This window comes from Aeromonas sp. 25-248 (assembly GCF_053005425.1).
The window spans coordinates 122,565-149,562 of the sequence record NZ_JBRKTB010000006.1; the positions used below are offsets into that span (position 1 = coordinate 122,565).

Below are 26,998 nucleotides of genomic sequence, written 5' to 3' on the forward strand. Positions count from 1 at the left end.
ATCCATCCGAAAAAGGGGCCAAGGGCCCCGATATGATCCGTTGATGGAGCGGGATCACCCGCTCCTTGTCTACAACTCTATCTGGCCGTCAAAGACGTGCTCGGCCGGCCCCGTCATATAGACGGGCTGACCCGGTCCCTTCCAGGCGATGGTCAGCTTGCCACCCGGCAGGGTGACGGTGACCCGCTCCTTGAGCTTGCCCTGGCTGATGCCTATCACCACGGCCGCACAGGCCCCGGTCCCGCAGGCCAGGGTCTCCCCCACCCCGCGCTCGAAGACCCGCAGCTTGATCTCGCTGGCGTTGACCATCTCCATGAAGCCGACGTTGACCCGCTCGGGGAAGCGCTCGTGGCGCTCCATGATGGGTCCCAGGGTCTCCACCGGCGCATCGGCCACCGAGGGCACCTCGATGACGCAGTGAGGGTTGCCCATGGAGACGGCACCGCACATCACGGTGTGATCCTGGGCCCGCAGCAGATACGTCTTCTCCGCCTTCTGGGCACGGAACGGGATCTTGCCCGGCTCGAACTGGGGCACCCCCATGTTGACCGTGACCTGGTTCTCCCCTTCCAGCTGCAGAGTGATGCGGCCCCGGGCGGTACTGACCGCGATGCGATCCCGGTTGACCAGCCCCTTGAGACGCACGAAACGGGCGAAGCAACGGGCCCCGTTGCCGCACTGTTCCACCTCGCTGCCGTCGGCATTGAAGATGCGGTAGTGGAAGTCGAGCTCGGGGTCATAGGGCGGCTCCACCAGCAACAGCTGGTCGAAGCCGATACCGAAGTGACGATCCGCCAGCTTCTTGATGATGTCGTTGCTGAAGAACACCTTCTGGGTGACGCCATCCACCACCATGAAGTCGTTACCGAGGCCGTGCATTTTGGAAAACTCAATCAACATCGCGCGTTCCTGTCTCACCGTTAATCACGCTCTCACATGGAGGAACGCTGAAAATCCATCCATCACGGCAGCAGGTGCTCGCCACGCCAGAGATCCGCCAACTGCTCCCGCTCACGGATGAGGTGCGCCTGGTCACCGTCCACCAGCACCTCGGCCGCACGGGGTCGGGTGTTGTAGTTGGAGGACATGGTAAAGCCGTAGGCGCCGGCGGAACGCACCGCCAGCAGGGAGCCCTCGGCAATCGCCAGGGTACGCTCCTTGCCGAGGAAGTCGCCGGTCTCGCACACCGGGCCCACCACGTCATAGAGTGCCTTCTCGTGGGTCGCGCGGCTGTCCACCTCGATGATGTTCATCCAGGCGCCGTAGAGGGAGGGGCGCAGCAGATCGTTCATGCCGGCGTCGATCAGGGCGAAGTTGCGGGTCTCGCCGGGCTTGAGGAACTCGACCCGGGTCAACAGCACACCGGCGTTGGCGACGATGGCGCGGCCCGGTTCGAACAAGAGGGTCAGATCCCGGCCAGCCAGCTTCTGCTTGAGCGCCTCGGCATACTCGGTCGGGTGCGGCGGCTGCTCAGCGCCGTAGTTGACCCCCAGACCGCCGCCCACGTCCAGGTGATGGATGTGGATGCCTTCCGCCGCCAGCTCGTCGATGAGCTTGAGCAGCTTGTCCGCCGCCTCCATAAAGGGATTCAATTCAGTGAGTTGCGAGCCGATATGGCAATCCACCCCCTTGATCTCGATGTGGGCCATGGCCGCTGCCTTGCGGTAGATGGCGGGCGCCTGTTCGATGGGGATGCCGAACTTGTTCTGCTTGAGGCCGGTGGAGATATAAGGGTGCGTGCCTGCGTCGATGTCCGGGTTGACCCGCACCGAGACCCGCGCCTTCTTGCCCATGCTGCCTGCGACCCGGTTCAGGCGCTCCAGCTCGGCTTCGGACTCCAGGTTGAAGCAGAGGATCTCTTTTTCCAGCGCAAGGCGCATCTCGGCTTCGCTCTTGGCGACGCCGGAGAAGACTACCTTGGCCGGATCACCGCCCGCCGCCAGCACCCGGGACAGCTCGCCGCCGGAGACGATGTCAAAGCCCGAACCGAGGCGTGCCAGCAGATTGAGCAGGGCCAGGTTGGAGTTGGCCTTGACCGCGTAGCAGATCAGGTGGGGAATGTCGCCAGCCGCCTGGTCGAAGGCATGCCAGTGGCGTTCCAGGGTGGCGCGGGAGTAGACATAGAGCGGAGTGCCGTACTGGTCGGCAAGCTGTTGCAGGGGAAGCTGTTCGGCCTGAAGCTGACCGTCTGCGTCGTAGTTAAAGTGATCCAAGGGGGCGGTTCCTTCCTAGATTATTGCGGCGCGGCCTCTGAGGCCGGTGTAGCGGTCGCAGGCGAGGCGGCTTGCGGTGTACTCTCTGTCTTGGGCTGTGTCTGCTCTGCAGGTGCGGGCTGTTCGGCCGGCGGCATGTAGAGCGGCCCCGTCAGGCCACAGGCGGCCAACCCGAGCGACAGCGACGCGGCAAACAGGCACTTGGTGAACTGGGTAATCATAATGGTTCGCTGCGAAAAAATTTTTGGCCCTCTATAATCGCACTCACATTGTTAAAAGCAACAGGATAAACCGATGAAGGATCACGAGTATCACGCCCTGACCGACGCCTTTTTCCAGTATGTGGAAGACACCATCGACGAGGGGTATCCGGATATCGACTGCGAACGCGCCGGCGGGGTGCTGACCCTGAGCTTCGAGAACAAGACCAAGGTCATCATCAACAAGCAGGAGCCCCTGCACCAGATCTGGGTCGCCACCCGGGAGAACGGCTTCCACTTCGAGCTGCGCGGTGACAGCTGGATCGACAACCGCTTCGGCGACGAGCTCAAGGCCCTGCTGACCCGGGCCTGCACCACCCAGGCCGGCGAGCCCGTGGTCTTCTCATGACGGATCTGCATCCCGAAGGTGCCCGCCATGCGGTGATCTGGCTGCACGGGCTGGGGGACTCCGGCGCCGGCCTCGCCCCCCTGGTGGAGGCGCTGGCCCTGCCCGCCAACCTGCCCGTCCGCCATCTGCTGCCGGATGCGCCCGAGCGCCCCATCACCATCAACATGGGCTACCGGATGCGCGGCTGGTACGACATCAAGAGCTTCGAGGATCCGGCGGATCGCGCCGTGGAGTCCCATGTCAGGGAGTCAGCGGCCCGTATCGCTTCGCTGATCGAACAGTTGGTGGCCGAGGGTTTCGCCCCCGAGCGCATCGTGCTGGCCGGCTTTTCCCAGGGGGGCGTCATCGCCTCCTTCACCGCCCTGCGCCATCCGGTGCCACTGGCAGGCCTGCTCTGCATGTCCACCTATCTGGCGGTACCCGATGCCCTGCCCGGCGAAATGAGCGAGGCGGCCCGCGCCCTGCCCATCTGCTACATGCACGGCATCTATGACGACGTGGTGAACCTCTCCATGGGCTGGGACGCCAAGAACCGGCTGGAAGCGGTGGGACTCAGCCCCGAGTGGCACGAATACCCCATGCGCCACGAGATCTGCCGCCCCCAGCTGGGCGACATTCGCAGCTGGTTGCTGGCCCGCCTCGGCGCCTGATTGTCGGATCACGGGTAAGACAACGGCCTGCATCAGCAGGCCGTTTGCTTTCATCCCTGACGGCGATGCTCGACGGCATCCCCCCACTGGCTGCGCCCCCTCCACGCCAGATTCCCGCACCACGGATAGGACAACGGCCTGCATCATGCAGACCGTTTGCCATCTTGCCTGTGCTGTTATCAGCACATCATCCTACTTCCCGCGCCGCGCCTGGGGTGTCCCGCTGCGGGCTCTGGCTGCGGTAGGGGATCACATCGAGTTTGTCACCCACCTGCACGATTTCGTAGTACTGGGGCAGGTTGAAGTTGCTGAACTGACCCGCATTGCTGAATCGCTCGTGACCCGAGGTGTAGAAGCGATTCACCCCCTGTACCAGTTCGTCCTTGTTGCCGGCGAAGTGCTGGTAGATCTCCACCCGGTTCGCCTCGTCCAGGATATAGATGTTGGTGCCTGCATCCCGGGTATCGAAGAAGAACTGCACCAGCCCTTCGCTGGCGTAGGCGTCGACGATGCCGGGCAGATGCTGGCTGTGAGTCTTGTCGAGGCGCAGCGGCAGGTGATCCAGCTTGTTGTGGGAGATGTGGCGGTAGAAGTCGATGGCGTTTTCCAGCTTCTTGACCGACACCCCGCGCCGCTCGAAGAAGATGCCGTACTTCTCCTTACCGAGCGCCAGCGTCTTGACCAGCTGCTGCTTGTCCCGGGCCAGGCGCAACTCGATGCATTCAGCCACAAGCTGCTGGAAGCGGGTGCGCACCAGGGAGCGGAAGTGCTGGCTGTAGCAGAACACCTCGATCATCTCGGGGGCCGCGGCGTCCTGGTGCATCTTGCCGAGGATGGTGGTGAGGGCGTCCACCACGGCTTCCTCTCCCTCGAAGTGCAGGGTGCGGATCTCGCTCCAGGAGTTGCGATAGACGAGATCCACGGATCCCACCAGACACTCCTGGTTGCGACCGAACGAGAAGACATCGGCGGCGTTGGCATCGAACTCGATCACCTGCCCCACCCAGTGGCTGGACGGGTCCGTCTCCAGGTTCAGGAAGATGGAGAGCTGGCGGATCTCGCACGGCCGGCTCAGGGCCAGGTTGGTCGCGCGGGGATACTTGACCGGGAAGGTGCCGGAGAGATCGCGACAGAACTGATGCAGGTTGTCGATGTGCAGATCCGAGCCCTGGTTGAACAGGTGCACCCGGGACTGGGGCGTCAGCAGGCCGTTGAAATAGGCCCAGGCAACCAGCTTGCTGATGTAGCCGTTATATTCGAGCGGCGCCCGGCCAATGATGTCGGCGGGTTCGAGGGAATGCTTGTAGAGATACCAGCCGGCGCGATTCAGGCGGCCGTGGGGTACCTGTACCAGGCTGAGATCCGGCTCGCCGAGATCCGGCGCAATCTTGAGGTTGATGCGCTGCACCTTGCCCGGCAGGCTCTCGAATGCGGCATAGAGCTTGCGCGACAGGATGCCGATGTCTTCCGGGTTGATGGACTCGCTGATGTTGTTGCGCCGGGCGAACTGGATGAGATTGCGGTAGCTCTGCATCAGAGCCTCCAGCAACTCGGCGTAGGCCACCTTGACGTCCTCGACCTTCCACTCCTGGCGGTGATCAAGGTGGTAAAGGCGCTCCGGACTCCAGCCCCAGTAGGCTACCAGCTGGGCCATCTGCTCCCGGCGCCAGTCCGGGGAGTGATCTTCCTTGGGATGGCTCAGCCCGTCGCACACCTTCAGATAGAAGCAGCGACGCACCAGATCGAGGCGCTGCATGTCGCCGATGGACTTCAGGTAGTTGGTCACCTTGTCCAGCATCAGGCAGTAGTTGTCGAGGCGGTAGTGCATCCCCTCGTTGTGCTGGAACCAGTCGCGACTGGTCACCGACAGCAGCCGGGTGTTGGGATACTCGTGGGAGTAGGCCTCCATCAGCACCGACTTGAGCACCGCCTTGTAGGGGGAGTCGATTCCCTTGTAGAGCTGCCACAGGGCGGAGCCGAAATACTCCTCGGCAGGAATGCGATCAAAGCCCCCCAGATCGAGCCAGTCATCCTGGCTCAACTTGCCGTGGGCAAACAGGCCGTTGACGTAGTCGTCGTAGTGATCGTCATATTCGGCAGGCACCAGATACCAGAGCAGCCGCTTGCCGGCGATGTGCATGGCGCTGCGGTAGAACTCGTCGAGCAGCAGCAGGTGCTGGGCGCTGCCGCAGCTCTCCCCCTGCATCTGGGCATCGTTGCGCTGACGGAACTTGTCTTCGGGGATCAGGAAGAAGTTGAGATCGACCCCCCGCTGCTCGGCCCACATGGAGAGGTGCTGGCACTTCTGTTCCAGCAGGGCGAGGCGCTCGCTCGACAGACCGGCCACGTGGCAGACCCAGATGTCGAGATCCGAGTGGCAGCACTGACCGATGGAGGAGGTGCTCCCCATGGAGTAGAGGCCCTGGATGGACTTGTCGTGGGTACTGAGACCGCCCTGGCAGTTGGCGTTCTGGCAGAGATCCTGGATGAAGGCCTGCTGGGCCTCGTTGGCGACAAAACTCCAGATACCATGAGGCACATCCCCTGCCACATAACCGGGCAACAGGGGGTGATTGAAGTGCAGCATGACAGGCAGCAAGTGGAAAACCTGCTGCCCGTAGCGACTCATGAGATCCAGCGCTCGTTGCGTCTTGAGACGATTGAGTTCGTCGTAGCGCGCCACCAGCGTGTCGAGTTTAACCAGCAATGCCCTACCTATGGGGAAGAGAAATGACGCACCAAAACGGGGAGACGTCAAAAAAGTGTGATCATGTTAACAATGCAAACAGCAGTGGTAAACAAGCCCGCACACAATCACCGGATTATTTCTGACCCCGTTCGTAACGGTATCAGAGGAAAGCAATAAAGTTGCTTACTTTCAATAACTTAAAATCAATTATTGGCTGAATGAAAATAATTTTCAGCCCCCGTTTTTGAGCTTGGCCCCGCTTTTGCGGGCTGCGCCATGAAAGCCCCTGCAAAGGGTGGTAAGATCGTTTTCCTCTCAAAAGATGAAACAACTGATTGATATGGCAGCCCGAACCCTGAAAATTGCCACTCGAAAGAGCCCACTGGCCCTGTGGCAGGCCAATTTTGTGAAAGATCGGCTGGAGGCACTCCATCCGGATCTGCAGGTCGAACTGGTGCCCATGAGCACCCAGGGTGACAAGATCCTCGACACCCCCCTCGCCAAGGTCGGCGGCAAGGGGTTGTTCGTCAAGGAGCTGGAGACTGCCATGCTGGAAGGGCGTGCCGACATCGCTGTCCACTCCATGAAAGACGTACCGGTGGAGTTCCCCGATGGGCTCGGCCTGCACACCATCTGTGAGCGCGAAGACCCGCGTGATGCCTTTGTTTCCAACCATTTCAACCAGATAGACGAGCTGCCTCAAGGGGCCGTGGTCGGTACCTCCAGCCTGCGCCGTCAGTGCCAGCTGCGCGCTGCCCGCCCTGATCTCGTGATCCGCGACCTGCGGGGCAACGTCAACACCCGCCTCGCCAAGCTGGATGCCGGTGAATATGACGCCATCATCCTGGCCGCCGCCGGCCTGAAACGACTGGAGATGGCCCATCGCATCGCCGCCTTCATCGAGCCCGAGCAGAGCCTGCCCGCCAACGGCCAGGGGGCGGTCGGCATCGAATGCCGCCTGGATGATGTTGAGCTGCACGCCCTGCTGGCGCCGCTCGAACACCCCGAGACCCGCATCCGGGTGCTGACCGAGCGCGCCATGAACCGCGCCCTGCAAGGTGGCTGTCAGGTGCCCATCGGGGCCTATGCCCTGGTACAGGGAGAAGAGGTATGGCTGCGCGGCCTGGTGGGCAGCCCGGATGGCAGCCACGTCATTCGCGATGAGATCCGCGGCCCCCTGGCAGAGGGCGAGGCGCTGGGCCACACCCTGGCCCAGCGCCTGCTGGCCGCCGGCGCCGACGTTATCCTGGCCGAGGTCTACCGGGCATGAGTGCAGCACAGCCAGGTTCACGGTCATCTGCCTGGAGCGCCGCCTGATGGTCCCCCTGGTGGTGCGCCCGGCCGCCCAGGCCAACCAGCTGGTGCAGATGCTGCACCAGTTGGGTCATGCACCGCTCTGCTGTCCGTTGCTGGAAACCCGGCCGGGATGCGACCTCCCTCACCTGGGTGACATGCTGCGGGAGGCGGACCTCGTTATCGCCGTCAGCATGCATGCCGTTCATTTTGCACATCATTTTCTGTTGCAAACTGGTCAGACCTGGCCACATATTGATTACTTTGCAGTCGGCCAGGCGAGTGCGGATGCCTTCGCCGAGGCGGGCATCCAGGCCCTGTGCCCGGCCGATCCCCGCAGTGAAGGGCTGCTGGCCCTGCCGGCGCTGCAAGGGGTGAGTGGCCGCCGGGTGCTGATCCTGCGCGGCAACGACGGGCGGGATCTCATCGCCCGGACGCTGGCCTCACGGGGCGCACTGGTGCACTATTGTGCCACCTATGAGCGCCACTACCCCGATCTTGACGGGGACGCATTGACCCGCCACTGGCAGGCAGCCGGGCTCGACAGCCTGCTCATCACCAGTGGCGAATTGTTGCAGCGGTTGCTGGCCCTGGTGCCCGGCCCGCAGCACCCCTGGCTTTATGACCGCCTGCTGGTGGTGCCCAGTCCCCGGGTGGCCGAGATGGCAGAAGGGGCTGGTTTTACCCGTATCGTGATTGCCCAAGGTGCATCCAACCAGGCTCTGGTGGCCGCCCTGGAACTGAGGAAGATGGAATGACTGAACAGCAAGAAGTCCAGCCGAGTGCCGCGGCCACCGTGGCCGACAACAACAAGCCCGCTCCCGGAACAACAGGGAGCAAGAAGGGCAGCTCTGGCACCGTGCTTGGCGGCATCGCCATCCTGCTGGCCCTGGGGCTGGCCGGTGGTCTCTATGTGCACGGACACCAGAACGCCGTTGCCCAGCAGGCCGAACTGGTAGCCCTCAAGCAGCAACTGGCCGACGCCATGACCAGGATTGATCAGGGCAGCAGCAAGGATGCCGAACAGATCGGTGCCCTCGGCAAGAGCCAGCAGCAGTTGCAGGAGGCGCTGGACGCCTTGCAGACCAAGGTGCTGGATCTGGACGACAAGCGCCCCAATGACTGGATGCTGGCCGAATCCGAATACCTGGTGCGCATGGCGGGCCGCAAGCTGTGGCTCGAACACGACATCGTCTCCGCCATCACATTGCTCGGCAACGCCGACGAGCGCATCAAGGCGCTCAACGACCCCAGCCTGATGCCCATTCGCAAGGCGCTGGCGGAAGACATCGCCAAGCTCAAGGGGATGCCACGGGTCGATCGCGAGGGGTTGACCCTGAAGCTGGCCGCCCTCTCGGACCAGATCGAGCTGCTGCCCCTCTCCACCGTCAGCATGCCGGAAGCCAAGAGCGAGCCCGACCAGACCGTCAGCACCAACCCGGACGAGTGGCAGAGCAACCTGAAGAAGAACTGGGTCAAGTTCACCGAAAACTTCATCACCATTCGTCGCCACGATGGCGCCGTGGAAGCCCTGCTCTCCCCGCAGCAGGAGATCTTCCTGCGGGAGAACCTCAAGACCAAGCTGCTGCAGGCCCAGCTCGCCGTCTATCGTGAACAGCAGTCCCTCTATGTCGACAGCCTGGAGAAGGCCCAGCGCTGGCTGACCCAGTATTTCGATGCCGACAACAGCGCCACCCAGTACATGCAGTCCGAGCTCGACAAGCTCAAAGGCGAGCAGATCCAGTTTGACTACCCGGATCAGTTCAAGACCCAGACCATGCTGGAACAGGTGCTGACCGAACGCCTGCAACGCATCCTGGCCGGCAACTGAGGAGGAGACCATGATTCGTCTGATCGTCATAGTCGCCGTGATGGTGGCGGGCCTCATCTTCGGGCCCGAAGCCTCCGGCAACAAGGGCTATGTGCTCATCTCGCTGGGCAACTACACGGTGGAATCCTCGGTCACCAGCGCGGTGATCCTGGCGGTGCTGTTCTATGGCGCCCTGCTCATTGTGGAATGGGTGCTGGCCCGCCTGTTCGGCCTGCGTCGCAAGACCCAGGGCTGGTTCGGTTCCCGCCGCCGACGCAAGGCCAACCTGCAAACCGTCAATGCCACCCTGGCCATGGCAGAGGGGCACTACAACCAGGCCGAGAAGCTTCTCATCAAGGGCGCAGACAATAGCGACACCCCGCTGCTCAACTACCTGAGCGCCGCCCGGGTGGCCCAGGCCCGGGGCGATGACGTGCGCCGGGATCACTACCTGCAGAAAGCTCAGGAAGAGAACCCCAAGGCAGAGCTGGCACTGACCCTGATCCAGACCCAGTTGCAGATTGAGCAGGGCCAGTACGACAGCGCCCTCGGTCGCCTCGAGTCCATCTATGCCCTCAACCCGCGCCACCCCATGGTGCTGGATCAGCTGCGTCAGGTGTATCTGGCCCGTGAAGACTGGGCGGCCCTCATCGATCTCGCCCCTGCCCTGCGCAAGGTGGGCAAGCTGACCGCCCAGCAGGAAGAGACCCTGCTGCACCAGGCGTGGTGCGGTCGTCTGGAGGCCGCCAGCGGCTCCCTCGACACCCTGCGCACGGTCTGGCAGGGTCTGCCCCGCAAACAGCGCCAGGATCCCGTGCTGCTGGCCAGTTACGGGGATCGCCTGCGCCGATTGGGGGCCGATGCCGAAGCCGCCGATCTCTGGCTGGAGGCCCTGCGCAAGGATCCCTCCCCCGAGCTGTTCGCCCGTCTGCCCAAGCTCAAACTGGACGACTACCAGCCCATGCTGACCCTGCTCAGAAAGATCCAGGATCAACCGGGCGCCGAAGCGGCGCTGGCCCGGGTCTGCCTGCTGGCCGGTCAGCTGGACGACGCCCAGCGGCTGCTGGAGCAGGAAGTGGCGAAGGCGCCGGATGCCGCCCTCTACCACGCCCTCGGCCAGGTGATGGACAAGCGCCGCCTGACCAACAAGGCCAACGAGTACTACCGCCAGGCATTGCAGCTGGCCGACATCTGACGCCCGTTCGTCGCGAAATAAAAAGAGGCCGCAATTGCGGCCTCTTTTTATTGGGATTGTTTATTGCCATTGTTCCGAATGGTGGCTCTCTTCTCCCCTTGCGGGAGAAGGGGGCGGGGATGAGGAGGACAAGCAGACACCCTTTCCCCGAGGGAAAGGGTCAAGGGCTCAGGCGGTCAGCCGCTCCAGCTCGCCGATAAGCCAGATGGCCTCCTGGCGATGGGAGCCGCACACGTCCGCCATGGGGCGAAAGCCGCCGCACACCGCCGGGCGCTCCGGCTGGCCGAAGATCTTGCACCCCAGGTGCGCATCGAGCTGCACACAGGGCACACCGGCGGGCTTGCCGTCCGGCATGCCGGGAATGGCACTGCTGATGCTGGGGGCGATGCAGCAGGCACCGCATCCCTGACGACATTCCATGTGATTTTTCCTCTGTGGGGCACCGCAGTGTAGCAAGGAGTCCGGTTTCTCCTAAGCCTTATCCCTGCCCGGGCACCCTGGCGCCCTGCAGAGCGCAAAAAGCCCGGCAGTGCCGGGCTTTTTGCTGCGGGAGTCAGCACATCACAGGATGATGTCGCGTACCACGCTGTCCTTGCGATCCAGGAAGTGGATCGACTTGATACGACGGATGGTGCGCGATTTACCGCGGATCAGCAGGGTCTCGGTGGTCGCCATGACGCCGTCGCTGGTGATCCCTTCCAGCAGATCACCCTTGGTGATGCCGGTGGCCGAGAAGATGACGTTGTCATTCTTGGCCAGATCTTCGAGCTTGAGCACCTTGCTCACGTCGATGCCCAGCTCCTCGCAGCGCGCGATCTCCTGTTCACCCAGGGCACGAACCTCGGGGCTGTCACCCTTGACCTGGTGGCGGGGGATCAGGCGAGCCTGCATGTCGCCGTCCAGGGCGCGGATCACCGCGGCGGAGATCACCCCTTCCGGCGCGCCACCGATGCCGTAGAGCATGTCCACTTCGCTGTCCGGCAGACAGGTGAGGATGGAAGCGGCCACGTCGCCGTCGGGAATGGCGAACACCCGCACTCCCAGACCCTGCATCTCCTTGATCGCCTTGTCATGACGCGGCTTGGCCAGGGTGATGACGGTCAGACGGGAGAGGGGCTTGCCGAGCGCCTTGGCCACGGCCTTGAGGTTCAGCTCCAGGGCCTGATCGAGATCGATGGCGCCTCTCGCCTTGGGGCCCACGATCAGCTTTTCCATGTACATGTCGGGGGCCTTGAGGAAGGATCCCTTGTCGCCCACCGCCAGCACGGCCAGAGCATTGGCCTGACCCATGGCAGTCATGCGGGTCCCCTCGATGGGGTCGACCGCGATGTCCACGGCGTCGCCCTGGCCCGTGCCCACCTTCTCGCCGATGTAGAGCATGGGGGCTTCGTCGATCTCCCCTTCGCCGATCACAATCTCGCCATCGATCTGGATCTGATTGAGGATGTGACGCATGGCCGCCACGGCCGCGCCATCGGCGATATTCTTGTCACCACGTCCGAGCCACTTGTAGCCAGCCAGTGCAGCCGCTTCCGTCACTCGGGAAAATTCGATTGCCAGTTCACGTCTCATCGCATATCCAACCTTAGGAGCTCGAAAACGGGCGGCATTCTACCACAAGGGCAAACCTTTGCGCGTAAAAGTGGCGACCAGCCACATAAATCCCGGTTTTCATCCCGCTGACATGGAACCGACACGGTTTGTTCATTGCACGGTCACCCGACTGTCATCTGTCACTTCTAGCATGGCCCCGTCTTTTAAAACAAAAGCTTGCAACACAAGGGATCATGATGAAAAAGCTGACAGTAGTAGCATTGGCTCTTACCGCCGCCTTCCAGGCTCAAGCCGTTGAAGTGTACAAAAACGAGAGCACCCTGCTCGACCTCTACGGCCGCATCTACGCCGGCCAGTTCTTCGGCGAGAAGAAAGAGCTGGACGCCAACGGTGACATCAAAAACGAATACAGCGACAAGCAGGGGGCCAACCAGTTTGTCCGTCTGGGCGCCAAGGTAGAGAGCGAGATCAACCCGGGTCTCAAGGCGCTGGCCCAGTACGAACTGCAGATGTACATCAACGACAGCGAGAAGACCGTCAGCGAGAACTCCGACAACCTGCGTACCCGTCTGGCGTTCGCCGGTGTCGGCGCCAACTGGGGAACCGTCACCTTCGGTCGCCAGAAGGGGGCTCCTGGCTTCCTGGCGGACTGGACTGATGTCTCCCTCTCCGATGGTTACGGCAACGAGGCACTGGGCGCCAAGACCGACACCTTCGCCACCAACCGCGCCGGCTCCGTGCTGAAGTACTCCGGCCTGTTCAACGGTTTCCAGGTAGATACCAGCTACAAGTTCGATGGCGGTGACACCGAAGAGACCTCCAGCAAGGACAGCGATGCCGCCTACGGTGCCGCCGTGGCCTACACCTTCCCGTTCAACCTCTCCCTGGGGACCGCCTACAACGTGGGCATCCGCGACAAGAGCGGTGAAGAGGATGCCAAGCTGTGGCTGCTCTCCGCCAAGTACGACAACAAGGCCCTCTACGCCGCCCTGAGCTATGCCGACGGCAGCGACTTCCTGGCCACCGGCAAGGATCACACCGGCTGGGAAGGAGCGCTGGGTTACAACTTCGAGAGCGGCTTCGGCCTGATGGCCCTGTGGAACAAGCAGAAGGTGGAGCAGGCTGGCAAGTCTGACTACGACTCCATCGACTACTACACCCTGGGTGCCCAGTACAAGTTCAACAAGAACCTGCGCGTCATCGGCGAGTACCGCATCAACAACCTCGACAGCCATGACAGCGGCAAGCTCAACACCAAGGATGACTTCCAGCTGGCGGCCCGCTACGACTTCTAAGTCGGCAACCACCTGACGACACGGCGCGCAGAGCACTCTGCGCGCCGTTTTTTATTGCGTCAGGCCAGGGATTTGTACGCCGACACCAGCAACAGCATGGGGCGCTCCGCCTCCTCCGCCAGGGCCGGGTTGGCCGCAATCTGCGCCGCCGTCGGCCCCCACTCCTCCACGCGGCGGATCTGGAACCCGGCGGCGACAAGGGCATTGAGGTAGGTGCCCAGGGTGCGGTGATACTTGACTACCCCCTCCGCCAGCCAGTTGCTGACCCGCTTGCCCTCCGCCTGATAGCCGTTGATGGGCCAGGAGCGGCGTCCCTCTGCATCCACCAGCCAGCCCTGCGGCTGCGGGCAGGTGAAGATGGGGTGCTCCACCGAGAACACCAGGCTGCCGCCAGCCACCAGCGCACGGTGGATCTCCGCAAACAGCGGCGCCACCTCGGGCAGGTAGTGCAGCGCCAAGGAACTGTAGATGAGATCGAAAGGCTCATCGGACAGCGCAAGACCGTCCAGATCCCCCTGCCGATAGCGGATGGCCTCATCCCGGGTCAGCTCGGCGGCACGGGCCAGCATCTTCGCGGAGAGATCGATACCGACCACATCGGCAGCCCCGAGATCTCTGGCTGCCCGGCAGAACCAGCCATAACCGCAGCCCAGATCCAGCACCCGCTTGCCGGTAAGATCCGGCAGCATGGCGTGCAGCGCCGGCCACTCCGGCGCCCCCGCCAGCCCGTGGAGGGAGCGTGGCAGTTGGGCATAGCCCTCAAAAAACCCTGGTTCGTCATAGATATTTTGTGACATTGCACTGTTTCCTCTTGAAGATGGTCAGCCTCTCTGGCCGACGACCCGGCCCTTGCCAAGCATACCCGTCGGTCATGACAGACCATAAAAAAAGCAGAGACCCGGGCGGGCCTCTGCTCTGTCTCGCACCCGCAGCCTGGCTGCGGGACAACAAAAAAGGCCATAGACGAGGCAACGTCTATGGCCTTGGTTCAGTCGTGCGGCAAGGTCACGGCTCCCGCGAGGTAGCGAGATCCGGTCGTCACTGCACGATGAATGGATGGGAGGTCTGGGCCTCCACCGGCTCCGGACAATGCTTCATCGTGCGCATCTGTACGGAGTTCATTCGGGTCACTCGCTGATCCGAAGCATAAAGGGTCATGTCACTCACCCGGCCGGGCCGGTTCCATCAACACATTGAAAAATCTGGTGCCACTCTAGGGGACAGGAGTCTCAGAGGCAAGCCCGGCAGATCATGTTTGCCGACCCTCTCACCCCAGCTTCTTCTGCCAGAACAGGGCACGGCCCACCTCGGGATCGAGCTCATAACCCGCAAAGCCGCTGGCGCGATAGGCAGCCTGCGCCACCTTGTTCCCCTCCAGCACCTCCAGGGTCAGCTTGCAGCAACCGAGTTCCCGGGCGAGCCGCTCCGCCTCCGCCAACAGCCGCTTGCCGATGCCCTGGCCGCGATGGGCAGGGTGCACCGCCACGTCGTGGATATTGAGCAGCGGCTGACAGGCGAAGGTCGAAAAAACCTCGAAGCAGGTGGCAACGCCAGCGGGCTCCCCATCGACCCAGGCCAGCAGCACATGAGCACCGGGTCGCGCGGCCAGTGCTTCGGCCAGATTCGCCTTCACCTCGTCCGCCAGTGCACTGCCGCCCCCCATCTCGTCCCTGGCGTATTCGTCCAGCATCGCGATCAGCGCCTCGCCGTGGCGAGGGTTGTGCAGATCCGCCCTGATGATCTCGACCATGTTTCTCTCCCTGTGTGTTCCGGATGGTGCGCCAAGGCGCGAGGCCACCATGGTAGCGTCCCCTCCGAACCGAACCAAGGTTCCCCCGGCCTTTTCCCCGAGGTTCCAGCCCCCTCAGTGCCTGCCGCCAATGATCTCTTTTTCTTGCATCTTCTCCTTGCAAGGCAAATGAAAATCAATATCATTAGCAACCTCTCGCGATGAGAGAAATCAATAATTACAATTAAATCAACAAGTTCAGGCCGATTGGTCGACAAAGAGTCACACCCAGATGAACCATTCCAACTCCCCGCGCGCCTTGCTGGGCGTCGCCTTGCTGGCGGTTTGCACCAGCCCCCGTGCCGAAGACGAAACCCTGACCGTGGTCGGCAAACGCAGCCAACATGAAGAGGTCGCCACCGCGACCCGCACCGCCACCCCGGCCAAGCTGGTGCCCCAGAGCATCGAGAGCGTCAAGGCAAGCGAGCTGACCGCCTTCGGCCAGCCCACCCTGAGTGAAGCCCTGACCGGCATCCCCGGCGTCAACGCCAGCGGCGACACCCGCTTTGACGGCGTCACCATCCGCGGTTTCAGCGCCAGCAACGACTTCTACCTCGACGGCCTGCGCGACGACATGCAATACACCCGCGACCTTGGCAACATCGAACGGGTCGAAGTGCTCAAGGGCCCCGCCGCCGTGCTCTACGGCCGTGGCAGCACGGGCGGCATCGTCAACCGGGTCAGCAAGGTTCCCCAGAAGGGGCAGGCCTCCAGCGTCAGCGCCCAGGTCGGCAGCTTCGCCGCCGATCTCAACGGCGAGGCAGGAGAGCGGGTACAGGTGCGCCTGAACCTGGCCCAGGAGGACAAGGAGAGCTTTCGCGACGACGTGACCAGCAAGCGCACCCTGCTGGCTCCCTCCGTCAACTGGGAGATCACCGACACCCTGAACTGGCTGGTGCAATACGAGCGCAACGAGCACGATCGCACCCCGGATCGCGGCATTCCCGGCGTCGATGGTCGCCCGGCGGATGTCCCCATCGAGAGCGTCTACAGCGACACACGCCGCGACTTCATCGACGATGTGGCCCAGTCCACCCGCTCCCGCTTCACCTGGGACATCAACGATCAGTGGCAACTGCGCCAGCAGCTCGGCTACACCACCCTCGACAGCCAGTTCGACAATACCTATGTCACCAGCGTCAAGGGTGACAAGGTGACCCGCGCCCGCTGGCAGCAGGATCTCAAGGCCAGCAGCCTCACCAGCAACACCGAGGCGGAAGGCCAGCTGCAAACCGGCCCCATCGCCCATCGTCTGCTGGTGGGTCTGGAGCAGGGCTGGCAGGATCGCACCCCCAAGCTCTACCAGAACGCCAACCCGATCCCGGCAGGCAACCTCTATGATCCGGGCTCCCTGCCCACCTACGACGGCGCCATGAAACTCTCCAGCGACGCCCATCACAGGGTGCGCGGTGTCGGCCTCTATGTGCAGGATCAGCTCAGCCTGGGCGACTGGCACCTGCTGGCAGGCCTGCGCCGCGACGACTTCACCGTCACCAGCCGCCGCAACGACCTCGACAAGGAAGAGACCCTCTCGGTCACCAGCCTGAGTCCGCGCCTGGGCCTGGTGTGGAACCCCATCGAGGAGCATGCCTTCTACACCTCCTACAGCAAGACCTTCACCCCGGTGGGCGGTGAGCTTATCGGCATCACCCCGGGGGACAAGAACAACAACCTGGATCCCCAGCACACCCGGCTCTATGAAGGGGGCGTGAAGAGCGACTGGCTGAACGGCCGCCTCGCCACCACCTTCTCTCTCTACCGGCTGGAGATGTACAACAAACGCAGCAAGGATCCGCTGGATCCCACCCGGGTGATCCTCACCGGTCTGCAGCGCACCGACGGCATCGAGCTGAGCGCCCGTGCCCAGCTGACCGACGAGATCTATCTGCGCGGCGGCGTCGCCATCCAGGATGCCGAGCAGGTCAAGGCAGACGCGGACCTGCAAGGCAAGCGGCCGATGAACGTCTCCCGCCAGAACGGCCAGCTGTTCGCCGGCTACCAGAGCGGCAAGCAGGGCTGGTTCGGCGAGACCGGGATGACGGCGGTGGGGGATCGCTTCGCCGACAACGCCAACACCACCACCTTGCCCGGTTACGCCCGCTTCGACGCCCGTGCCGGCTACCGCTGGCCCCAGTGGGAAGCCCAGCTGAGCGTGGAGAACCTGACCGATCACGACTACTTCGTCAGCGCCACCAGCGCGGCCCAGATCATGCCGGGCACGCCCCGTCAGCTGCACCTGACCGCCGCCTACCGCTTCTGATCCTCCCTGTTTACCGACCCCTCTGGCCAGCGTTCGCTGGCCAGATTGTTATGAAGCACCGAACGATGACACGCAGAAAACTCCCCCTGCACAACAACAAGTGGGTGCGCCGCATCCACGCCTGGGCCGGCTTTGCCACCCTCACCCTGATGCTGCTCTACGGCCTCACCGGCCTCTGGCTGCAACACAGGGCCGTGCTGCCCCTGCCCGGTCCCCACACCGCCAAATCGAGCGAAGAGATAGTACTGAGCACGCCGCTGGCCAGCCCGGATGAATTGAAAGCCCTGCTGCAACAGCGTTATGCAGACATGTTCGAGGAGGGGCGACCCCAGATCACCCCGCCCCAGACCCTGCCCACACCATCCGGCGCCCTCACCCTGCCGGCCCGCTGGGAGCTGCGCGGTGTCACCCTCAGCCAGAGCGTGGCCGCCAGCTATGTGGAAGGCACTCTGCTGGTGCGCACCGAGCTGCAGCAGGCCAACTTCGCTGCCAGCCTCAACCGGCTGCACCGTGGCATGGGCACCGGCCTGCCCTGGCAACTGGTGGGAGATCTGGCGGCCCTGGCCATGCTGCTGCTGGCCCTCACCAGCCTGCTGATGTGGAACAAGCTGCACGGCCCCGCCGGTCGCGGCATCACCCTGCTGCTGCTGGGCGCCCTGGTCACCGTGCTGGTGGCCCTGCTCTAGCCCTTTTACCGACACCAAAACGGGATCCCGCTCCCGGCGGCGGTAACCTTGCCCGCACCTCGGGTAACAAAGGGTAACCGGCCGCCGATGGGGGTCACAGTTGGCGACCAGGCGGCTGGATAGGGAGCACCTGCGGCTGATAGGGTGCGCCCAGCTCCCGAACGCCGCGAGGAATCATGCGCATCTCCAGCATCGAATGCGGGCGAGTGGTGGCCATCCTGGCCGTGATGACCATCCATCTCTCCCCCTTCAGCAACCCCTTCGACCCCGCCCTGTGGGACGGCACGCCCTACCCTCTGGTCGGGGCCGTCATCAACCAGCTCTGCCGCTTCGCGGTGCCGCTGTTCTTCCTGTGCGCCGGTTACTTCTTGCAACCCGCCCTCGCCGCGGGCCACCCGCTGACGGTCGCACTGCGCTACTGCCGACCCCTGCTGGGGCTCTGGCTGGCGTGGAGCCTGCTCTACGTGCTGATACCCTTCAACCCGCTCGCGGCGGTGAGCGAGGGCTACCTGCCCGCCATGGCGGGCCAGTGGCAGATGCAGCTCGGGGATCATCTCAACGTCTGGTGGGTGGGCGGCATGATCCACCTCTGGTTCCTGCCCGCCCTGATGGTGGCGGTGCTGATCCTGGGGCTCTGCCAGCAGGCCCGCCTGCCGAGGCTGGCCCTGCTGCTGGGGGCCCTGCTCTACAGCCTGGCCCTGATCGGTGGCTCCTATGGCCCGCTGCTGCCGGGGGGCGAGTGGGCCCTGCTGACCCGCAACGGCCCCTTCTTCTCCTTGCTGTTCGTGGCGCTTGGCGCCGAGCTGCGCCTGCGTGCCTGGCAGCCGGACGCCAGGCGCTGCGCCCTGATGATGATGGCGGGGATGGGGCTTTATGCCCTGGAGGCCGCAGGTCTGCTGCGCGTTGCCGCCGTCCCCCTCGCTCGTCATGATTTCCTGCTGGGTTCGCTCCCCTGGGCGCTGGGGCTGTTCGGCCTGCTGCTGGCCAACCCCGCATGGGGCAAAGGCAGCTGGCTGGAGCGCCAGGCCCCCAAGGTGCTCGGCCTCTACTGTCTGCACATGATGCTGGTGGTGTGGCTGATGATCTTCGGCCCCCAGGGCAAACAGGTGTGGTGGGAACTCCTCAAGGTACCCGCGCTGCTGGCGCTCACTCTGCTCGGCTACCGACTGCTGGCGGCCACCGCCCTCAGCCGCTGGTTGCTGCGGGCTCGCTAGAAACAGGACCCTGACCAGCCAGCAGATCAACGTGGTTCAGCGCAAAATCGTGCATCTGCTGGAGCAGGGGGATCAGGGCGACGCCAAGCGGGCTCAGGCTGTACTCCACCCTGGGCGGTACGTCGGGGTAGAGGGTGCGGATGATGACACCGTCGCTCTCCAGCTCCTTGAGCTGGGCGGTTAGCACCTTCTGGCTCACCTCGGGCAGGCAGCGGCGCAGGTCGCCAAAGCGCCGGGTCTGTTCGCGCAGATGAAACAGAATGGCCGGCTTCCATTTGCCGGTCAGCAGGCGCAATACCTGATAGGCGGGACAGGGCAGTGAGGGCACGGTATGGCTCGTGAGTGGTTACTTTGCGGTAACTATGCCACGAAAATGTGCCTTCTTGCAGCCAAGATACCGGCTTCCTATGATGCGGATTCCGTCAATCAACACCCACGAGAGGTTTATGATGCCCAGCCTGCTGCAGATCCATTTCAACTTCCCCGCCGAGATGATGGGACCGGCCCTCACTGCTGCGGCCATGCCGTTGGCCGACTCCATCACCCGGGAGCCGGGCTTCATCTCCAAGATCTGGACCGAGAACCCCCGCACCGGCGAGGCGGGCGGCATCTATCTGTTCGAGGATGAGGGGAGCGCCCTCGCCTACGCCACCATGCATGAGCAGCGGGTGCTCGCCATGGGCGCCAGCGCGGTGCAGTACAAGGTGTTCGACGTCAACGAGCCCCTCAGCCGCGTCACGCGCGGTCTGGTGTGATCTCCTCGCCCAGCAGTAACCGGTAGCAGGTATCCTGCTGCCAGATGAAGCCCAGCCGCTCAAATAGCCGCTGGCTGGGCAGATTGTCCGGTTCGATATCCGCAAGCAGGGTGACGATGCCAAGCTGGCGGGCATAGACGATCAGGGCGCTCAGCGCCTCCCCCATCAGACCTTGTCCCCAGTGGCTGCGGGCCAGCATGCAGCCCACCTCCGCCTGGCGCAGGCTGGCGCCGGCCGCAAAGCTGTGCAAGCCGCAGGTGCCCACCAGGCGGCCGCTGCCGCGTAACACCAGCCCCCACTCCAGCGACTCGCCGCCAGCCAGCAACCGCTCGACGCTAGCCAGCATCTGCGACACGGTGGCAAGGGAGGGAAACGGCGGCTCCCCGACGAAGCGCATCACCAGGGGATCCCCGTAGATGGCGAAGAGATCGGCAGCATCCCGCCCATCGAAGGGGCGCAGTCGCCCCCTTGGGGTCAGCAGTACGGGCAGTTCACGGGGCAGGGATGGCACGGAGTTGTATCGCCTTGTCTGGTCAAAGTAGCCCAATCATGAGGCTCAGAACCTCAGGGTCAAGCCGATATTGGCCTGCCACTGGGTGATGAGCTCCCCTCGCACCCGAAAGGCGCAGACCTCGGGATTGCAGAGAAACGCACTGTCGTCATTGACCAGGGAGCCGTAGCCGCGCACCTCGGCCCGCACGGCCAGATGTTCGGTCAGGCGCGGCTGCACCCCGAGGGCCAGGGACATGGAAGGGGCCGTCTCGCTGTCGTAGGCATCGAAGCGGGTGACCCCGATCCCGGCGCCGATATAGGGGGCCATCAGGTTGTCCGAGAGAGTCAGGGCCCCGGCAAACTGCAGGGTGTCCACCGTCAGCCTGTCGGGCAGTTCGGGGGACACCCGGGTCGACTGGTGGCTGTAGAGCAGCTCCACCATGCCGGGGTCATCCACCTCCCTGCTGATGAAGAGCCCCCAGCTGCCGGAGCGCTCCCCTTGCAGGGTGTCGATGTCGCTCCCGTGCGGCGTGGGGGCCGGCTCGTCCATGGCCCGAAAGTCGATGGCCGAGCTGTATCCCGCAAAGGGAGTCAGCTGCCAGCCCGTCGCCGGGGGCTCGGCTGCCCAGCCCGTCAGCGGTAACCACAGTCCCAGCACCATCATCGTCGCTCTCGTCACGCTCTTCTCCCCGGTTCACATGGATTGCGTCAAAAAGCATATCAGAGCCTGTTCCATCCGACCCTGGACGGGGGCTGTATCGCCCCATTTTGGCGACCCGCCCCCGCTCCCGGCGCATCCTTGCCATCAAAACTTGCGCCGGCTCACATTATTCATCTGGGATTAACCTCGTCCCCGTAAGCTGGCGGCGCCACAGCAGTGGCATCAACAGACGAGGATCTCAGGAATGGTTGCCGCGCAACTCAACGACCCCCAAAGCACGCTCTCCGATACCCTGAGGGCCACCGCCCACGCCATCGAGGAGAGCCACATCAGCCTGCGCCAGATGCTGGCCCTGGTGGGCGAGCAGGGCATGCTGCTGTTTTGCGTGCTGCTCACGGTTCCCTTCCTGCTGCCGGTTTCCATTCCCGGCGTCAGCACCCCCTTTGGCCTGCTGATCCTCTTCATCGGCATCGGCATTACCCTCAACCGGGTGCCCTGGCTACCCGCCTTCCTGATGGAGCGCCGCTTCGCCGCCGAGCACCTCAAGCCGACCCTGCACAAGGGGGCGGATCTGCTGGCCCGCATCGACCGCTTCATCCGCCCGCGCCTGCTCATCCTGACCGGCAGCGTGACCATCAACCGCTGCAACGGCCTGCTCATCATGCTGGCCGCCCTGCTGCTGATGCTGCCGCTCGGCGCCATTCCCTTCACCAACGCCATGCCCGCCTGGGCCATCCTGCTGCTGGCCATCGGCATGTTGCAGCGGGACGGGCTCTTCGTCGCCCTCGGCTATGCCCTGGTCGCCGCCACCCTGGTCTGGTTCAGCGCCCTGGCCATCGGCCTGCTGATGGCGGGGCAGAATATCTCGACCCTGTTCGGCTGATCTGGCCCGGCCAAATGAAAGAGGGCGACCCCGGGTCGCCCTCTTGCCTGTTCACTGCGCCCCTCAGGGTGCCCCATCGTGGGCAACCCGGTTGCGCCCGCCCCGCTTGGCCCGATAGAGCCACTCGTCCGCCCGGGCCAGCACGGTGCCAAGATCCTCTCCCGGCCGGATCAGGGTGGTGCCCAGGCTCACGGTCACCGGGGCGGGATCCGGCGCCATGGCCGCCACTGCGGCGCGGATCCGCTCCGCCACCTTCAGCAATATCCCCTCGTCTATCTGCGGCAGCAGGATCAGAAACTCCTCGCCACCGCTGCGCACGAAGAGATCCTCCCCTCGCAACTGGGCGGAGACGCACTCGCAGACCCGGCACAGGACCTTGTCACCGGTCTGGTGGCCGAAGCGATCGTTGATCTGCTTGAAGTGATCGAGATCCAGCATGATGAGGCCGGTGAGATGCTGCCCCTGCACCCTGTGGTGATACTGGTCGAAGAAGAAGTGGCGGTTGTAGAGGCCGGTGAGCTGATCCGTCTCCCCGAGCCGCTTGAGCCGCTGTTGCAGCTCGTGCTGGCGGGTGATGCTGCGGGTCATCCAGGCCACCGCCCGCTTCCCCTCATATAAAGAGGGCAAGGGCGCTATCTTGCCCTCGAAACGCTGCATTCCCTGGGGCCCGGCGTCGGCGTCGATGCCGTCCACCTCGTCGGGGGAGAGGTCATACTCCACCACCTGCACCTGGCCGCTGGCGAGGGCCTGAGCCACCTGCGCCATCACCCACTGCGCCTTGTCCTCGGGCAGCACGTCCAGCAGTTGTCTGCCGATCAGCGGATTGCCGTTCTGGTAGGACTGCTGCTCCATCCCGCCGATGTACTCGATGTAGTAGCCATCTTCGCTGAGGATGAAAACGGGATCCGGCAACTGGGCCATCACTTCGTAGAGTTGTGCCACTGAGAGCGCCATCCGAGCTCCTTGCTATCCGTGGGAGTGGGTCCCTGTACTCCTGTTATACAAGACTCATGGAGTATCGCACAGGGGCAGAAAGCTGCCTGCCGGGCGGGAAGGATGCGGTCGGTGACGTGCTCACCGGACAAGCCTCCGGCAAAGTGAATGGTAGCAATCGGGGATGCTGTCAGAACCAGAGCTGTCAGACAGTCAGGAAGGTTTTTTTGCCTTCAGGCAGTGCGACATGCCAACCCCTGTGACGTCAGGGGCGCCATAGGGGTATTCCCGCCCCCGGACAAGGGGGGCAGGGCCGGATCCCGGTCAAGTGGGATCCGGCGAACCGGCATCAGCGGGCAGCGGGCAGCGGGCAGCGGATCGACTGGCATTCCAGAGCAGTTCGCCGCTCTTGAGATCCATCAGGCTCATGACGAGCCGGCATCAGCGGGCAGCGGATCGGCTGGCATTCCAGAGCAGTTCGCCGCTCTTGAGATCCATCAGGCTCATGGCGAGCCGGTAGCGGCCCCCTTCAGAGAGGAGATCCCCGTAGAGCATGTAACCCGCCCCGGTCTGGCGACCCAGGCGCACCAGGGAGGCGGGGTTCATGCCTCCCTGCTGGTATTCGAGCTGACCCGTGATGGCCGCCACCTGGCCCGGATCTGCGAAACGAAAGCCGCTATTGGCCTGAATGCGCTGGATCATGGCCACCGCCAGGGGCTGGGTGCTGAAGGGTTCACCTGTACCGTTCTGGGGCGCCATCAGCAGCAGTACCGGGCTGCTGCCCGCCAGCGCCTGCACATCGGCGGCCTTCAGGAAATCATCGGCCAGGGCGACCGCCAGCCCCGTCGGTGCCACGGGTTTGGGGGCAGGCACCGGCTCGGCCTTGTCAGGCTCGGCCACGGGTTTCTCTGGTTTGGTCACCGGCTTGTCCGGCTCGCCGACCGGCGCAGGCGTCCCCCCATAGGGATTGACCGCACACCCGCCCAGCAGCAGGGCACCCACCATCAACAAGGAACGCAGCTTCATCTTTTCTCTCCGCCAGAAGTGTGCAAGGCGCACTTCGTCCATCATCCATTTTGACGGAGCCAGACTCCGCCGCCCCTCCATGCTAGAGACAAACCCGCCCCGGGTCGATGCGCACATGGGCAGGGGGCGACAGAGACTGGCGAAGCGGAGGGCACAAAAGGGTGGCAAGGCTCCACCCGATTCCGTTAGGGTAGCCAGAGCCCGGACCCCAGAGGAGCCCCCATGCACGGACCCGATCCCGCCAACCCCCACCCCATGAACGGCTTCCCCCAGGTGTGCTTTATCAAGAACACCATCAAGGGACCCAATATCGAGGTGGGTGACTACACCTATTACGACGATCCGGAGGATGCGGCGGGCTTCGAGCGCAACGTCCTCTACCACTTCCCCTTCATCGGCGACAAGCTCATCATCGGCAAGTTCTGCGCCATCGCCCGCGGGGTCAAGTTCATCATGAACGGCGCCAACCACCAGACCTCCGGCTTCTCCACCTACCCCTTCTTTATCTTCGGCAACGGCTGGGAGAGCGCCGCCCCGGCCCCTGGCAGCCTCCCCTACAAGGGGGATACCGTCATCGGCAACGATGTCTGGATAGGCTATGACGCCCTGCTTATGCCGGGAGTCAAAGTCGGCAATGGCGCCATTATCGCCGCCCGCTCCGTGGTCACCGGCGATGTACCCGCCTACGCCGTGGTCGGCGGCAACCCCGCCAAGGTGATCCGCTATCGCTTTGACGACGACACCATCGCCCGTCTCAACGCCCTCGCCTGGTGGGACTGGCCGGTGGAGCGGATCAGCCGGAATTTGCAGTTGATCGGTGGCGGGGAAATGGACGAGTTGGAGAAGGGGAGTTTATAGAATTCAACCGTGGTAATACTGAGGAAGAAAACCCAAAGACTCTGCCTGTATATCAAAGCTGATGCAGCTCACATTATCAGCAACCTCAGCTTCAGATAAAACCTAGTCAAAGGTACACTAACAAAAATTAACGTCTATTGTGTGAATAATGTTAATTTTTAAAAGATACATTCTTCTTTAGCATTTTAAATAGTTCCCAAAACTTTGATGCAACTCAAAATATATATTAAAGCATCATCTTTCCAAACATTTAAAATGCTAAACAAAACGTCTAGAAAGCACATTCAAAAATGTGTATTTATTAAGTGTTATCAATATATAAATTCCATGACACATGTCATTCAGCAATTCACTATTAATAGGCACTTATTAAAATCGCCAATATTATGGAGATAAAGAATGAAAATAAATTTCTTTTCTGTAAATAATTTCAGAGGGATATCAGGTGGTTTGGAAAGTAACAAAATAACGTTTGAAAATACCAACACCTTATTTATATATGGTCAGAATAATGTTGGAAAGTCTACTTTCTTAAAGGCATATCAGTTTTTCTATCAAAACGAAAAACCATCTAAAAATGATTTCTATAAATGTGAAATAAAAAACAACATTGAATTCGAAATCGAAGTCTCTTTACAACAACTTGATAAGGACCGTATAGAAACCACAGCAGCAAAACAAAAGGAATCGTATAAGAAATATCTCTTCGAGGATAAGATAAAAATCAAGAAAACATGGTTATCTGATGGCAAAGGTGCAATAAAAGAAAAAAATCAGACGTATAACTATATAGATAAAAAATATGAGGATGTGGGGTATGCCAGTATCGGATTGCATACTGTATTCCAGTCTTGTATGCCGAAGCCCATTTTTATAAAAGCAATGCCGACAGAAGATGAGGCTAAGGAAATATTAAACGTCATTCTAAAAAGCATGGCGGAAAATACCTTGAAATCTGATGACCTTATTGCATTGCACGAGGCCAAAGCAAAGATTCAAGAACTACAAGACAAAATGTATAACCCAGAAGTAATTAAAAGCTATCAAGATTCTGTTAATTCATATTTCTCTCAGATATTCTCAGACACTACACTAATCTTCAAAGAATCAAAGGATCGCTTAGTATGGAGTGAAAATAAACTAGGCAAAGATTTTAGCATTGATTTTTTCAAGACTGACCAAGAAGGCAAACCAGATATATCTATTCCCTCATCTTCTGACACAGTAGGGCATGGAACGATCCGGACTGCAATTTTTACTCTTCTACTAATGAAAGATGTTGCAGAGAAATTTGAACGCCAGCCAGGTAGAAAGGATTACATGGTTTTATTTGAAGAGCCGGAGCTGTTCCTTTACCCTAAAATCATAAAAGAATTGCGAGATTTGATATATAAGGTAAGTATTGATGACCTCCCATATCAAGTCTTGTGCGCATCACACTCACCATCGATGATTGATATATCACAACCAAAATCATCCATTATTAGGCTTACAAAGTCCAACACCGGAACCCTTACTCATCAGATAAATGACTCATTTTTAAAAGAAGCAAAGGGGATTAGTACAAATGAAGAATTAAAACAAGAGATGAATGAAATTCTTCGATTTAACCCTTATATTTGCGAATCTTTCTATGCTGATGAAGTTTTGTTAATTGAGGGACCCACAGAGGAAATTATTGCTCGAGCATTCCTTCAGGAATATGATTCAGGAAAAGATTTATTTATCTTAAACTGTGGCACAGTTAATAACATCCCATTTTACCAAAAAATATTCTCTAGATTTAAAATAAAATATCATATTGTGTGTGATACCGATGGCAGAGCAATCACCGGCCATGATAAAGAGCAGAACCCTTACTTCTCAACTCACATACAAAAAACAATAAGCGAACAGTTTGTTGTTGATAAACATTATGGAATCAGTGGTCTAATGAGAGTTCATCACACGACATTTGAACCGGCTCACCAAGATGAAAAGATTCCGGAAGTATTAAGATATAAAGAACAAGCACAGGGCAAGCCACTAAACGCAAATCTCTACTGGAAAAATATCCTTCAACCAAATAGAGAGCATGCTGACTTTGACAAAGTGCCTTTCATGAAATACCTACGTGAGATTATCAACTACTAG

General features: G+C 61.4%; 27 protein-coding genes. 14 read left to right on the forward strand and 13 right to left on the reverse strand.

Features of this window, described 5'->3' with window-relative positions:
• Positions 1–69: 69 nt before the first annotated feature.
• The 3 genes from dapF to lptM all read right to left on the reverse strand — a co-directional run bounded on the left by dapF (position 70) and on the right by lptM (position 2,434).
• Positions 70–900 carry a diaminopimelate epimerase gene (dapF, locus tag ACVDHI_RS11070; RefSeq protein WP_029313578.1) on the reverse strand — a complete coding sequence of 277 codons (831 nt, stop codon included), beginning with the start codon at positions 898–900 and terminating at the stop codon, positions 70–72.
• 62 nt (positions 901–962) lie between these two features.
• Entirely contained in the window at positions 963–2,213 is a 1,251-nt protein-coding gene (gene lysA, locus ACVDHI_RS11075) for a diaminopimelate decarboxylase (protein ID WP_039039806.1), read from the reverse strand.
• A gap of 20 nt (positions 2,214–2,233) precedes the next feature.
• Positions 2,234–2,434, reverse strand: a complete 201-nt coding sequence (gene lptM, locus ACVDHI_RS11080; RefSeq protein WP_010672699.1) for an LPS translocon maturation chaperone LptM — start codon at positions 2,432–2,434, stop codon at positions 2,234–2,236.
• Positions 2,435–2,507: 73 nt separating this feature from the next.
• Between lptM and cyaY the strand changes: the two genes are divergently transcribed.
• Positions 2,508–2,822 (forward strand): iron donor protein CyaY, encoded by a 315-nt coding sequence (gene cyaY / locus ACVDHI_RS11085; RefSeq protein WP_010672698.1) that lies wholly within the window; start codon positions 2,508–2,510, stop codon positions 2,820–2,822.
• Positions 2,819–3,472 (forward strand): alpha/beta hydrolase, encoded by a 654-nt coding sequence (locus tag ACVDHI_RS11090; protein ID WP_323943442.1) that lies wholly within the window; start codon positions 2,819–2,821, stop codon positions 3,470–3,472. The genes cyaY and ACVDHI_RS11090 overlap by 4 nt, the downstream gene beginning before the upstream one ends.
• Positions 3,473–3,659: 187 nt before the next feature.
• On the opposite strand, the gene ACVDHI_RS11095 is transcribed toward ACVDHI_RS11090, so the two are convergent.
• The gene (locus tag ACVDHI_RS11095) at positions 3,660–6,179 is read right to left on the reverse strand and encodes a class I adenylate cyclase (protein ID WP_042879398.1); all 2,520 of its coding nucleotides are present in this window, start codon (positions 6,177–6,179) and stop codon (positions 3,660–3,662) included.
• A gap of 322 nt (positions 6,180–6,501) precedes the next feature.
• Here ACVDHI_RS11095 and hemC point away from each other — a divergent pair, with 322 nt between their 5' ends.
• The 4 genes from hemC to ACVDHI_RS11115 are packed head-to-tail and all read left to right on the forward strand — an operon-like array spanning position 6,502 to position 10,459.
• On the forward strand, positions 6,502–7,431 hold the full coding sequence (gene hemC, locus ACVDHI_RS11100; protein WP_042865387.1) for a hydroxymethylbilane synthase: 930 nt from the start codon (positions 6,502–6,504) through the stop codon (positions 7,429–7,431).
• A 46-nt stretch (positions 7,432–7,477) separates the two neighbouring features.
• Entirely contained in the window at positions 7,478–8,212 is a 735-nt protein-coding gene (locus ACVDHI_RS11105) for a uroporphyrinogen-III synthase (RefSeq protein WP_039039810.1), read from the forward strand.
• Complete coding sequence (locus ACVDHI_RS11110; protein WP_447212085.1) at positions 8,209–9,285, forward strand: uroporphyrinogen-III C-methyltransferase; 1,077 nt, start codon at positions 8,209–8,211, stop codon at positions 9,283–9,285. Before ACVDHI_RS11105 ends, ACVDHI_RS11110 begins: the two co-directional genes overlap by 4 nt.
• A 10-nt stretch (positions 9,286–9,295) precedes the next feature.
• Entirely contained in the window at positions 9,296–10,459 is a 1,164-nt protein-coding gene (locus tag ACVDHI_RS11115) for a heme biosynthesis HemY N-terminal domain-containing protein (RefSeq protein WP_045523022.1), read from the forward strand.
• A gap of 168 nt (positions 10,460–10,627) precedes the next feature.
• On the opposite strand, the gene ACVDHI_RS11120 is transcribed toward ACVDHI_RS11115, so the two are convergent.
• A complete protein-coding gene (locus tag ACVDHI_RS11120) occupies positions 10,628–10,879 on the reverse strand; it encodes a YkgJ family cysteine cluster protein (RefSeq protein WP_010675884.1) in 252 nt (83 codons plus the stop codon).
• A 141-nt stretch (positions 10,880–11,020) separates the two neighbouring features.
• Entirely contained in the window at positions 11,021–12,031 is a 1,011-nt protein-coding gene (glpX, locus tag ACVDHI_RS11125) for a class II fructose-bisphosphatase (protein ID WP_039040467.1), read from the reverse strand.
• A gap of 218 nt (positions 12,032–12,249) precedes the next feature.
• Between glpX and ACVDHI_RS11130 the strand changes: the two genes are divergently transcribed.
• Positions 12,250–13,308, forward strand: coding sequence for a porin (locus ACVDHI_RS11130; RefSeq protein ID WP_029313567.1), 1,059 nt, complete (start codon positions 12,250–12,252; stop codon positions 13,306–13,308).
• A gap of 59 nt (positions 13,309–13,367) precedes the next feature.
• On the opposite strand, the gene ACVDHI_RS11135 is transcribed toward ACVDHI_RS11130, so the two are convergent.
• Together ACVDHI_RS11135 and ACVDHI_RS11140 are read right to left on the reverse strand one after the other, a co-directional pair.
• Positions 13,368–14,105: a class I SAM-dependent methyltransferase gene (locus ACVDHI_RS11135; protein WP_447212086.1), complete on the reverse strand. Its 738-nt coding sequence runs from the start codon at positions 14,103–14,105 to the stop codon at positions 13,368–13,370.
• Between the two features lie 470 nt (positions 14,106–14,575).
• Positions 14,576–15,058, reverse strand: a complete 483-nt coding sequence (locus ACVDHI_RS11140) for a GNAT family N-acetyltransferase (RefSeq protein ID WP_447212087.1) — start codon at positions 15,056–15,058, stop codon at positions 14,576–14,578.
• Positions 15,059–15,329: 271 nt separating this feature from the next.
• Here ACVDHI_RS11140 and ACVDHI_RS11145 point away from each other — a divergent pair, with 271 nt between their 5' ends.
• From ACVDHI_RS11145 to ACVDHI_RS11155, 3 genes are all read left to right on the forward strand, one after another.
• Positions 15,330–17,357, forward strand: coding sequence for a TonB-dependent receptor (locus tag ACVDHI_RS11145; RefSeq protein WP_447212088.1), 2,028 nt, complete (start codon positions 15,330–15,332; stop codon positions 17,355–17,357).
• Between the two features lie 65 nt (positions 17,358–17,422).
• A complete protein-coding gene (locus ACVDHI_RS11150; RefSeq protein WP_069652288.1) occupies positions 17,423–18,043 on the forward strand; it encodes a PepSY-associated TM helix domain-containing protein in 621 nt (206 codons plus the stop codon).
• Positions 18,044–18,219: 176 nt separating this feature from the next.
• Positions 18,220–19,257: an acyltransferase gene (locus ACVDHI_RS11155; RefSeq protein ID WP_324049259.1), complete on the forward strand. Its 1,038-nt coding sequence runs from the start codon at positions 18,220–18,222 to the stop codon at positions 19,255–19,257.
• On the opposite strand, the gene ACVDHI_RS11160 is transcribed toward ACVDHI_RS11155, so the two are convergent.
• On the reverse strand, positions 19,229–19,585 hold the full coding sequence (locus ACVDHI_RS11160; RefSeq protein ID WP_223953061.1) for a winged helix-turn-helix transcriptional regulator: 357 nt from the start codon (positions 19,583–19,585) through the stop codon (positions 19,229–19,231). The genes ACVDHI_RS11155 and ACVDHI_RS11160 overlap by 29 nt on opposite strands.
• A gap of 121 nt (positions 19,586–19,706) precedes the next feature.
• Between ACVDHI_RS11160 and ACVDHI_RS11165 the strand changes: the two genes are divergently transcribed.
• Positions 19,707–20,012 (forward strand): monooxygenase, encoded by a 306-nt coding sequence (locus ACVDHI_RS11165; RefSeq protein ID WP_039040460.1) that lies wholly within the window; start codon positions 19,707–19,709, stop codon positions 20,010–20,012.
• Here the strand turns inward: ACVDHI_RS11165 and ACVDHI_RS11170 are convergent.
• Both ACVDHI_RS11170 and ACVDHI_RS11175 read right to left on the reverse strand, forming a co-directional pair.
• Positions 19,993–20,523 (reverse strand): GNAT family N-acetyltransferase, encoded by a 531-nt coding sequence (locus tag ACVDHI_RS11170; protein WP_368211947.1) that lies wholly within the window; start codon positions 20,521–20,523, stop codon positions 19,993–19,995. The genes ACVDHI_RS11165 and ACVDHI_RS11170 overlap by 20 nt on opposite strands.
• Positions 20,524–20,568: 45 nt before the next feature.
• Entirely contained in the window at positions 20,569–21,165 is a 597-nt protein-coding gene (locus tag ACVDHI_RS11175) for an outer membrane beta-barrel protein (protein ID WP_447212112.1), read from the reverse strand.
• 244 nt (positions 21,166–21,409) lie between these two features.
• Between ACVDHI_RS11175 and ACVDHI_RS11180 the strand changes: the two genes are divergently transcribed.
• Entirely contained in the window at positions 21,410–22,048 is a 639-nt protein-coding gene (locus ACVDHI_RS11180; RefSeq protein WP_010672675.1) for an exopolysaccharide biosynthesis protein, read from the forward strand.
• 63 nt (positions 22,049–22,111) lie between these two features.
• Here the strand turns inward: ACVDHI_RS11180 and ACVDHI_RS11185 are convergent, their stop codons facing one another.
• Both ACVDHI_RS11185 and ACVDHI_RS11190 read right to left on the reverse strand, forming a co-directional pair.
• The gene (locus ACVDHI_RS11185; protein WP_447212089.1) at positions 22,112–23,002 is read right to left on the reverse strand and encodes a diguanylate cyclase; all 891 of its coding nucleotides are present in this window, start codon (positions 23,000–23,002) and stop codon (positions 22,112–22,114) included.
• A 420-nt stretch (positions 23,003–23,422) separates the two neighbouring features.
• Positions 23,423–24,007: a hypothetical protein gene (locus ACVDHI_RS11190; protein ID WP_010672673.1), complete on the reverse strand. Its 585-nt coding sequence runs from the start codon at positions 24,005–24,007 to the stop codon at positions 23,423–23,425.
• A 222-nt stretch (positions 24,008–24,229) separates the two neighbouring features.
• On the opposite strand from ACVDHI_RS11190, the gene ACVDHI_RS11195 reads away from it, so the two are divergent.
• Both ACVDHI_RS11195 and ACVDHI_RS11200 read left to right on the forward strand, forming a co-directional pair.
• Positions 24,230–24,865 (forward strand): Vat family streptogramin A O-acetyltransferase, encoded by a 636-nt coding sequence (locus tag ACVDHI_RS11195; protein ID WP_447212090.1) that lies wholly within the window; start codon positions 24,230–24,232, stop codon positions 24,863–24,865.
• Positions 24,866–25,264: 399 nt separating this feature from the next.
• Complete coding sequence (locus ACVDHI_RS11200) at positions 25,265–26,998, forward strand: ATP-dependent nuclease (protein ID WP_266136265.1); 1,734 nt, start codon at positions 25,265–25,267, stop codon at positions 26,996–26,998.